This is a genomic window from Mycobacterium scrofulaceum (assembly GCF_002086735.1).
Taxonomy (GTDB): Bacteria; Actinomycetota; Actinomycetes; order Mycobacteriales; family Mycobacteriaceae; genus Mycobacterium; species Mycobacterium scrofulaceum.
On the sequence record NZ_MVIJ01000155.1, the window covers coordinates 1 to 807 of the forward strand.

The window sequence follows — 807 nt, forward strand, 5'->3', positions numbered from 1 at the left end:
ATAAAGCCCGGGAACGGTTATCTTCGGTCATCTTGATTCCCGCGCCGCAACGGGTGGACGACGGACTTCGCCGGTGGAGTCGGCGGTGGCCAGTGCGTGAACTAGCCGCCCCCCGGCCGGAAGCGGACTGCGACCGGTTCTCGGTGATGCCGGGCTCCCCTTGGTCGGGCACACCCTCGACTACATCCGGTTTGGGTCCGACCTGGGCAGAGAGCGCTACGAGCGGTTCGGTTCTGTCTCGTGGATGGGAGCGTTCGGTACCAAAATGGCGGTCATCGCGGGCCCCCAAGCTACCCAAGAGGCGCTCACCACCAACGCAAAGGCGTTCTCGCAAGACGGCTGGGCCTTTCTCATCGACGCGTTCTTCCACCGCGGATTGATGCTGATGAGCTTTGACGAACACCTCATGCACCGGCGCATCATGCAGGAGGCCTTCACGCGGCCGCGACTGGCCGGCTACGTCACCCAAGTGACCCCTTGCGTCCGCGCAACCCTGCCCACGTGGCCGACCGGCCCGTCCGTCCGCATGTACCCGCTGTTGAAAAACCTGACCCTCGACATCGCCACCGATGTGTTCATGGGTGGCCGAGGCAAAGACAGCAGCGACGCCATTAACCAGGCGTTCGTCGCTACGGTACGCGCGGCCAGCTCACTCGTCCGCGCGCCGCTTCCCGGCACCCGCTATCGCGCCGGGGTCCGCGGCCGACGGGTGCTTGAGGAGTACTTCGCCCGGCACTTGCCGGCCGCCCGGGCCGGCGACAGCAATGACCTGTTCTCGGCGCTGTGCCATGCCAGCACCGAAGACGG

The 807-nt window shown here is 66.0% G+C and carries 1 pseudogene; it reads left to right on the top strand.

Annotation, left to right across the window (positions count from 1 at the left end):
* Positions 1 to 807, top strand: a pseudogene (locus BST44_RS29220) (cytochrome P450); the annotation flags it as partial.